Origin of the sequence: Gordonia sp. 852002-10350_SCH5691597 (genome assembly GCF_001665715.1) — a bacterium.
GTDB lineage: Bacteria > Actinomycetota > Actinomycetes > Mycobacteriales > Mycobacteriaceae > Gordonia > Gordonia sputi.
Window position 1 is genome coordinate 1 of the sequence record NZ_LZMO01000190.1, and the last position, 8,412, is coordinate 8,412.

Below are 8,412 nucleotides of genomic sequence, written 5' to 3' on the forward strand. Positions count from 1 at the left end.
AGATCACCTCCACCGAGCTCGAGCAGCGAGTCCCCGTGCCGACCGCGGACGACGAGATCCGCACGCTCGCGGTCACCGTCAACAGCATGCTCGGGCGACTCCAACGCGGGCGGGAGTCGCAACTGCGTTTCATCGGCGACGCGTCGCATGAATTGCGAAGTCCACTGACGACACTGGTGGGTTTGCTCGACCTTGCCGACGACACGTCGTCGCCGATCGATGTGGAAACCGTCCGCACCATCCTCCTGCCCGAGGCGCGTCGGATGCAGGCCATGGCAGAAGATCTGCTCCTTCTGGCACGCGCTGACGAACGGGGTCTGACAGTCACCGCCGGCGACGTGGACCTCGACGACGTGGTCGTCGGGGAGGTCGCACGGCTGCGTGCCATGGGTGCGGCGAAGGTGACCGCACGCATTGTGCCCGTTCGAGTCTCAGGCGACGCAGAGATGATTCGACGCGCCGTGCGCAACCTCGTCGACAACGCCGCCAGGCACAGCGATTCGGCGGTGTGGGTTTCGCTGCACTCCGATGAATCGAATGCGGTCATCGCGGTCAGCGATGACGGGCCCGGCATCCCCGTCGACCGCCGATCGATGATCTTCGACAGGTTCTCGCGACTCGACGTCGACCGTCAGCGTGACTCGTCGGGAGCCGGTCTCGGCTTGGCAATCGCGTACGAGATCGCGCGGGCCCATGGTGGTTCGGTCTCAGCCGTCGACGGCAGACACGGCGGCGCCACCGTCGAACTCGTTCTGCCACTAGGGCACTCGTCAGATGGTTCCGAAGAAGCAGGGAGCCGTTCAGAGTGCGATCAGACGGTACCCGGCGCCGCGGATCGTCTCGATGGACGCGATCCCGAACGGGGCGTCGATGCGCTTGCGTAGGTAGGCGATATAGACCTCGACGATGTTCGGGTCACCGTCGTAATTCTCGTCCCACACCGATTGGAGAATGGCTTGTTTCGACATCACCCGACCCTGATTACGCAACAGCAGTTCAAGCACTGCGTACTCGCGGGGAGTGAGGGTAATCGGCGTCCCGTGGCGCGTGACGACATGTTGGGCGGGATCGAGACACAGCGATCCCGCCGTGAGTATCGCCGGTCGCTCGCGCTGACCGCGTCTGGCGACGGCCCGTAGATGGGCCTTCAGTACGACGACGGAGAACGGCTTGACGAGGTAGTCGTCGGCTCCGAAGTCGAGCGCCTCGGCCTGGTCGTACTCGCCGTCTTTCGCCGACAACATCACGATCGGCACCCACTGCGACTGTCTACGCAACTCTCGGACGACCTCATAGCCGTTGAGGCCGGGGAGCATGATGTCGAGCACCACTGCGTCGAACTCCTCGTCAACGGCACGCTGTAGCGCCTGCGCGCCGTCGTGCAGGACCGCCACGTTCCACCCATCGCTGACCAACACTCGACGAATGGTCTCGGCCGCCCGCACGTCGTCGTCCACCACCAACACACGCACGTCGGTCATCGCCCTTCTCCACGATGCTCAGGCACCGCGGCTTCCGGCGTCGCCATCAGAAAGGACCCCGATGCGTCACCGCACATTGACCCGACCCCGTAACAATTCGACCCTACTCCCGGTACGTGGACCACGATCGCTTCCGCTGCAGTCCGCACTGCGGCTGCGAGCCGACCCGGCGCAGTTCGCTGAGAATCTGCGTGCCGACTACGGCGACATCGCCTTCATCACGGTGCTCGGGCGCAACATCGTCATCGTGCAGGGTCCCGAGGCGCTCGGCGAGTTGGTTCGCGACGCCGACCGCGCGTTCCGCAACGAGCCGGTCTACGGATTCGCGCTGGGCACTCTCTTCGAACGCGGAATCCTGCTGATGGATACGGAGGAACATCGCAAGCATCGTCGAATCATGCAGGCGGCGTTCACCGCCGACCGTCTCGCCGGCTACCAGGAGCAGCTCAATTCGCTTGCCGCCGAGGCCGCGACGCGGTTCACACGCGGACCCGACGTCGACATGCGTACCGAACTCAAAGCGATGGCACTCGACGTCGCGTTGGAACTGTTTGTCGGAGAGAGGCTTTCGCGTGACGATGCCGATCGGATGAATGCGGCGTTCGTCGATCTCATCGAGGCGGGCAGTGCGCTGGTTCGGGTTCGGGTCCCGGGCACCATGTGGGCGCGTGGGCATCGTGCGCGCGGCGTCGTCGACGAGTTCTTCAGCGACCTTCTGCCGGCGCGACGCGGCGCGGACGGACCGGACCTGATGTCGGCGCTGTGCCACGCACGCGACGACGACGGCTCGCAGCTCTCCGACCAGCAGGTCGTCGACCACATGCGATTCATGCTGTTCGCTGCTCACGACACCGCGACCATTGCGATGACGTCGATGGCCTATCGGTTGGGGCGTGACGCGCGGTGGCGTGCACGGGTCGTCGACGAGGCGCAGCGTCTGGGTGAAGCGCCGTCAGCAGCGACGCTGAAGCAGTCCGACGTCTATCAGGCGGTGTTCAAGGAGTCGCTGCGGCTGCGGCCACCGGTTCCGGTGATCCCCCGTGCGGCGATTGCGGACACGTCGATCGGTGGCCACTTCATCCCGAAGGGCACATTTGTCATCGCGGTCAGCGCGAGCAATCACCGGATACCCGAAATATGGCCGCGGCCAGACCATTTCGATCCTGAGCGATTCATGCCGGAGAACGCGGAGCGACGGCATCGGTTGGCATGGGCACCTTTCGGTGGTGGTGCGCACCAGTGCATCGGCATGAACTTCTCGTACCTGGAGGCGGCGACTGCGATTCACCACATGGCCCGACGGCTCGACTGGACGGTCGACTCCGACGACTACGAGCGTCGCGACGTCGCTCTGACAGCGAATGTGGGTTTCAGCGCGGCGGTCACCGACGCGCGAGAACGATCCGACACGCGTAGATAGCGATACCGATGACGATCACCACGACGCCGGAGATCACCGAGGCGCGTGGAAGTGTGCACGCGAGTACCACGCAGCCGACGAGGCCGACGACGCAGACGATCAGAGGTGGGCGCCGCTCGAGGCGCGAAAGCGTCATGGCCGACGCGTTCGCGATCGCGTAGTACAGCAGAACTCCGAACGACGAGAATCCGATCGCGCCACGGACATCTGCGGTCGCGGCAACTATGGCGACAACTGCACCGACGGCGAGTTCGGCGTGATGCGGCACGCCGAAGCGCGGGTGAACCTTCGCCAACGTCCGTGGCAGATGTCCGTCGCGCGACATCGCCAATGTCGTTCTGGAGACGCCGAGAATCAGTGCGAGCAGGGAACCGAGCGCTGCGACAGCGGCGCCGACCCGAACGACAGGAGTCAGCCAGCCAGCGCCTGCGGCCTGCGTCATCGCGGCCAGCGGCGCGGTCGCGGCAGCGAGTCCCGATGCCCCGAGCGCCCAGAGTGCGGTGGCCGCGACAGTCGCGTAGACGACCAAGGCGATCCCCAGCGCGACGAGGATCGCGCGAGGAATGATGCGGGCAGGCTCCCGCACCTCCTCGCCGAGCGTCGCGATGCGCGCGTAGCCGGCGAAGGCGAAGAACAGGATTCCCGCGGACTGCAGTGTCCCGGTGACTCGTGCGTCCGAGCGGACCCCGAGTGAGTCGACGCTGCCCACGTCCGACGCGAGCGTCGTCACGACCACCACGGTGAGGACCATCAGCACCACGGCGACGATCGCGCGTGTCAGCCACGCCGATTTCTGCACTCCGACGTAGTTCACCGCGGTGAGCGCGACAACAGCGGCGACCGCCACCACGTGTGCATGTGCAGGCCAGGCATAGAGCCCGACGGTCAGCGCCATTGCGGCGCACGACGCCGTCTTGCCGACCACGAACGCCCACCCCGCGAGGTATCCCCAGAAGTCACCGAGCCGCTCGCGGCCGTACACGTACGTCCCACCGGAGACCGGGTAGACGGCCGCAAGTCGCGCCGACGACGTCGCGTTGCAGTAGGCCACAACAGCGGCGATGACCAGCCCGATCAGCAGCGCCGATCCGGCTGCGGCAGCTGCGGGTGTCAGCGCAACGAAGATCCCGGCGCCGAGCATCGAGCCGAGGCCGATGATCACGGCGTCGGACATGCCGAGTCTGCGGTGCAGCGTCGGGTCAGTCATGGGTCGATCGTGGTCGAAGCATGGTCGAGACTCTCACCGGAAGGTGAATGGCAGGTGGCGTGCTATTGGACGACGAAGACCAGGGCGCCGCTGGGATCAGCTGTGAGCGCTGATACGTACCACTGTTCGTCCAGTCGTCTTGCCCGCCTGTATCTCGGCGAGCGCGCCGTCGAGATCGTCGACCCCGATCTCGGTGGCGAGTCGATCGAGATGCGCTGGGCGCAAGTCGCTTTCGAGGCGTGCCCAGACCGACCGGCGGAGCTCGGGCCCGATCAACACGGAGTCGATTCCGAGGAGCGCCACGCCGCGCAGGATGAAGGGCATCACGGTCGTGGGCAGGTCGGCACCACCGGTGAGACCGCTCGCGGCGACCGAGCCGCTGTGGTTCATGGTCGACAACACGTAGGCGAGCGTCGTGCCGCCGACGCAATCGACTGCGCCCGCCCACTGCGATTTACCGAGCGGACGAATCTTGGTGTCGTCGTCGACGAGACGGCCGACCACCGACGTGGCGCCAAGATCGGTCAATAGCGCTGCGGCGTCGGACTTTCCGCTCGACGCGGTGACCGAGAACCCGAGTGCGCTGAGCAGATCGACACTCACCGAACCGACACCGCCACTGGCCCCGGTGACCACCACGGGGCCGTCGTCGGGCGTCAGTCCGCGGTCGAGAAGTGCGACAACACTGAGTGCCGAGGTGAAGCCTGCCGTGCCGATGGCGGCGGCTTCGCGCGTCGAGAGTGTGTCGAGTCGTACGACCTGCGCGGCGGGTACTCGTGCATAGGCGGCGTAACCGCCGTTTTGCGCGGTTCCGATCGGACCGCCATGTGCCACAACGCAATCGCCGGGGTTGAAGTCGAGTGTCGACGATGCGATCACCTCGCCGGCGAGGTCGATCCCCGGCACGATGGGATAGTCGCGCACCACGCCGCCACGCGGTGTGACAGCGAGTGCGTCCTTGTAATTGACGCCGGAATAGTCGACGGCGATCGTCACCTCGCCGTCGGGCAGCTCGGTGGCGTCGAGTTGCTCGCTCGCCAAGGTGATTTCGCCGTCGGACTCGCGGGCCATCAGGACGGTGAACTGATCGGGCAGGGTGCGCGTCATTGTGCTCCTCGGATCGTCGTGGGTCGTCGAAATCCAGCGTAGGTCAGAGCAATCCTCCGATGTCGCCTGCGGCGAGCAGACAGATCAGCACCGGGACCAGATGAGTCGGGGCGATCCCGTAGTCGTTGCGACCGACTTTGGTGACGATCGACGCCGCGGTCAGGATCTTCAGGTGGTGGTAGAGCTGACCCGACGTCCCGAAGTCGCCCGACTCCTGCAGATGTGCGACCGAGGCGTTGCCGCGTGCCAGGATGCGCACGATCTCGACGCGCGCGGGATGGCCGAGCGCGGCGAACACGTTGGCGGTCGTCTCCGGCGCGAGATCGAGCGTCGCGTCAGACGAATAGGCGATGTTCCAGGTGACGGGTCCGGTGAGGTCGACGCTGCCCGAATAACCGAGCATTCCCGACCGGCCCTCGGCGGCTGAGTCCTGTTCGGTGCCCGCGTGATCGCTCGCGGTGAACACTGCCGCTTCGAGGCGCGCGACTCGGGCTGCGAGGTCGTCGGATGGATCGCTGCTCACCCCAAGCACCGTAGCGCGTGTCCGATGTCGCGATCGGTGATGGCTGCGAGCAGCAGTTTCTGATGGGTGAACTTGTCGGCTTCGACGTCGCGCCGGGAGACTCCGCGGACCATCAGCGTGCCGGTCCCGAGCTTGCCGTCGGGAGTGCGGTACTCGAAGACCTCGGTGATCACCCCGGGGAGACTGCCGCCCTTGAATCCGAGCACCGAGCCGTCGGGCATCGGTCCCTGGTATTCGAGGTGGTGGCGCGCAAGCTCTGCGCCAGGGCCGAATGAGCTGTCGGCAAAGCTTGTCATCAGCGCGTTGAGCGCGTTCGACGTCGCCTCGAGATGCGAATCAGTTTGTGGTCGGAGCGGATTGGCGATAGCGAGGTAGGTGTCGAAGAGGCTCGGTACCGGACCGGTGAATCCGTAGGGCATCATGACGGCTCGTAAAGCGTTGTCGCCCAGTGTGTTGCGAAGCAGGTCGGGCGCTGCGGAGTCGGAGAAGCGGATCATCACGTCGGCGAGTTGGCTGTAGGTCACCGTGGCTGAGGGGTCGAGCGGGATGCCCTCGCGTGATGGGATTCGGAGGTAGTCGAGCGCTCGAACATGCGCGCCGCCGTCGAGCGGGAGGTACCAGCGCTGCCAGTCCGTGATGGGGATGCGCGCCTCCGGGTCGAGCCGGCCGTCGGCAACTGCCTGCGCGTACGCCGCGAGATGGATGAGTTTGATCGACGACGCCGCGGGGAAGGGGACGTCGGCGTTGTGTGTGATCGGGTCGCCGTCGAGGGGTCGGACGGTCAGCGCGTAGTTGCTGCGATGCCCAGCGAGGTACCCGATCCAGCCGGGCACGGACGTGACATCCGGATTGGCGGGCGGAGCACACACGGTGGTGGCGGAAGGGGGCGTGGCTTGGGCAGATGCAGGGGTGAAGAGACCCACGGCCACGGCAAGAACGAGTGCGAGGTAGGAAGCGGAACGCATCGAAACTCCTCAAGTTCGTAAATCCGTAATTACGAAACTACCGACGAGTTGGTGTTGCCGCAACCCTGAGTTATCGACTGTCAGGTCCATGACAGGCGACGGCAGGGCCGTGTAAGAGCGGCTCCCTAACGTCAGTGTCAACAAATCCTGACTACTGATAGGAGGTGCTGTCATGGCAACCACCACTGATGCCGCGGCGCAGAAATCGTCGCGCACCTATACGTCGCTCGCCGCAGCAGCTATACCGCTCGCTGCGCTCTGTCTGGCCTTCTTCGTCGAGATGGTCGACAACACGCTGCTCTCGATCGCCCTGCCGACCATCGGTCGCGATCTCGGCAGTAGCACCACTGCGCTGCAGTGGATCACCGGCGCGTACTCACTTACTTTCGGCGGGCTGCTGCTCACCGCGGGGTCGATCGCCGACAGGTTCGGTCGACGCCGCGTCCTGATGATCGGCTTGGCCGCGTTCGGGCTGCTCAGCCTGCTGGTCATCCTCGTCAACTCGACGGGTGAGCTGATCGCGCTGCGAGCCGCACTCGGCGTCGCCGCCGCGATGATGGCCCCGATCACCAACTCGCTAGTTTTCCGTCTCTTCGACGACAAGACGCTGCGGATGCGCGCGATGACCGTGATGATCGTCGTCGGCATGGCCGGATTCGTGCTCGGCCCGATCCTTGGTGGTTCCGCGCTTGCTCATGTGCGTTGGGAGTGGCTGCTCGTCGTCAATGCGCCGATCGCGCTCATCGCCGGCATCGGCATTTGGTTCGGCGTCGCGTCGGATCGTCGCGAAGACCTCACCGACTACAAGCTCGACATCCCGGGAGCGCTGCTGAGTATCGCGACGATCGGTCTCGCCTGCTGGTCGCTGACGAGCGGCGTCGACCACGGCTGGGCGTCGGCGATGACGCTGGCGTCGATCATCGGCGCGGTGGTCGCAGGCGCGGCATTCGTCTGGCATGAACGGCGAAGTGCCGCACCGATGTTGAATCTTGCGCTGTTCCGCAACGGCACCGTGCGCGGTGCGACGATCGCCCAGGTCGGCAGCGCAATCGCGATGGCGAGCGTGATGTTCGGGCTTATCCTGCACTTCCAGTACGCCTACGGCTGGAGCCCGATGAAGGCCGGTCTGGCCAACTTGCCGATGATCGCGACGATGCTCCTCGCTACACCGCTGTCGGAGGCACTGATCAGCCGCATCGGTCACCGGATGACCTGCTTCATCGGCGCGATGGCGCTCGCAGTGGGCACCGCGGGTCTCGGCTGGGGTGTCACGCACGGATACCTTGCGATCGCGATCTTCATGGTCGTGATGACCTTCGGACTACGGACGGTCATGACGATCTGTGCGATCGCACTCGTCGACGCGATGCCCGAGAATCAGACGTCGATCGGCACCGCGCTCAACGACACCGCGCAGGAGGTCGGCAGCAGCGTCGGCACGGCGATCGTCGGCACGATGCTCGCGACGCTCGTGGCGGCGCACCTACCGGAGGGGACGTGGACCGCGGCCTTCACCGATACGTTCTTCCACGGGGAGAGCATCACGTATGTCGTGCTGGGGATCGTCGTCGGCGTGATCGCGGGCATCGGAGCCCTCACGCTGACCAACTCCCGCAACGCCGAGGAAGCTCACTAGTGTCGCGTGTCGGTAATTAGTTTATGGTTCGTGGTTTGAGAGAATTGGCTATGGCGAATTCTGCGGCCCCGGC

The 8,412-nt window shown here is 65.4% G+C and carries 8 protein-coding genes; 3 read left to right on the forward strand and 5 right to left on the reverse strand.

Annotation, left to right across the window (positions count from 1 at the left end; all coding sequences use genetic code 11):
• Positions 1-884 (forward strand): sensor histidine kinase (locus A5777_RS13920; RefSeq protein ID WP_197502383.1); only part of this gene is annotated, 884 nt, incomplete at its 5' end.
• Here A5777_RS13920 and A5777_RS13925 read toward each other — a convergent pair.
• Positions 801-1,481 (reverse strand): response regulator transcription factor, encoded by a 681-nt coding sequence (locus tag A5777_RS13925; protein WP_005201781.1) that lies wholly within the window; start codon positions 1,479-1,481, stop codon positions 801-803. The two genes, A5777_RS13920 and A5777_RS13925, sit on opposite strands and share 84 nt — an antisense overlap.
• A gap of 61 nt (positions 1,482-1,542) precedes the next feature.
• On the opposite strand from A5777_RS13925, the gene A5777_RS13930 reads away from it, so the two are divergent.
• Positions 1,543-2,901 carry a cytochrome P450 gene (locus tag A5777_RS13930; protein WP_005201779.1) on the forward strand — a complete coding sequence of 453 codons (1,359 nt, stop codon included), beginning with the start codon at positions 1,543-1,545 and terminating at the stop codon, positions 2,899-2,901.
• On the opposite strand, the gene A5777_RS13935 is transcribed toward A5777_RS13930, so the two are convergent.
• From A5777_RS13935 to A5777_RS13950, 4 genes are all read right to left on the reverse strand, one after another.
• Positions 2,864-4,108 (reverse strand): APC family permease, encoded by a 1,245-nt coding sequence (locus A5777_RS13935; protein ID WP_064863114.1) that lies wholly within the window; start codon positions 4,106-4,108, stop codon positions 2,864-2,866. The two genes, A5777_RS13930 and A5777_RS13935, sit on opposite strands and share 38 nt — an antisense overlap.
• A 96-nt stretch (positions 4,109-4,204) precedes the next feature.
• The gene (locus A5777_RS13940; RefSeq protein WP_064863115.1) at positions 4,205-5,215 is read right to left on the reverse strand and encodes an acrylyl-CoA reductase family protein; all 1,011 of its coding nucleotides are present in this window, start codon (positions 5,213-5,215) and stop codon (positions 4,205-4,207) included.
• A 43-nt stretch (positions 5,216-5,258) separates the two neighbouring features.
• The gene (locus A5777_RS13945; protein WP_064863116.1) at positions 5,259-5,738 is read right to left on the reverse strand and encodes an ArsR/SmtB family transcription factor; all 480 of its coding nucleotides are present in this window, start codon (positions 5,736-5,738) and stop codon (positions 5,259-5,261) included.
• Complete coding sequence (locus A5777_RS13950) at positions 5,735-6,703, reverse strand: serine hydrolase (protein WP_064863117.1); 969 nt, start codon at positions 6,701-6,703, stop codon at positions 5,735-5,737. Before A5777_RS13950 ends, A5777_RS13945 begins: the two co-directional genes overlap by 4 nt.
• A 172-nt stretch (positions 6,704-6,875) precedes the next feature.
• On the opposite strand from A5777_RS13950, the gene A5777_RS13955 reads away from it, so the two are divergent.
• Entirely contained in the window at positions 6,876-8,339 is a 1,464-nt protein-coding gene (locus A5777_RS13955) for an MFS transporter (protein WP_064863118.1), read from the forward strand.
• Positions 8,340-8,412 lie beyond the last annotated feature (73 nt).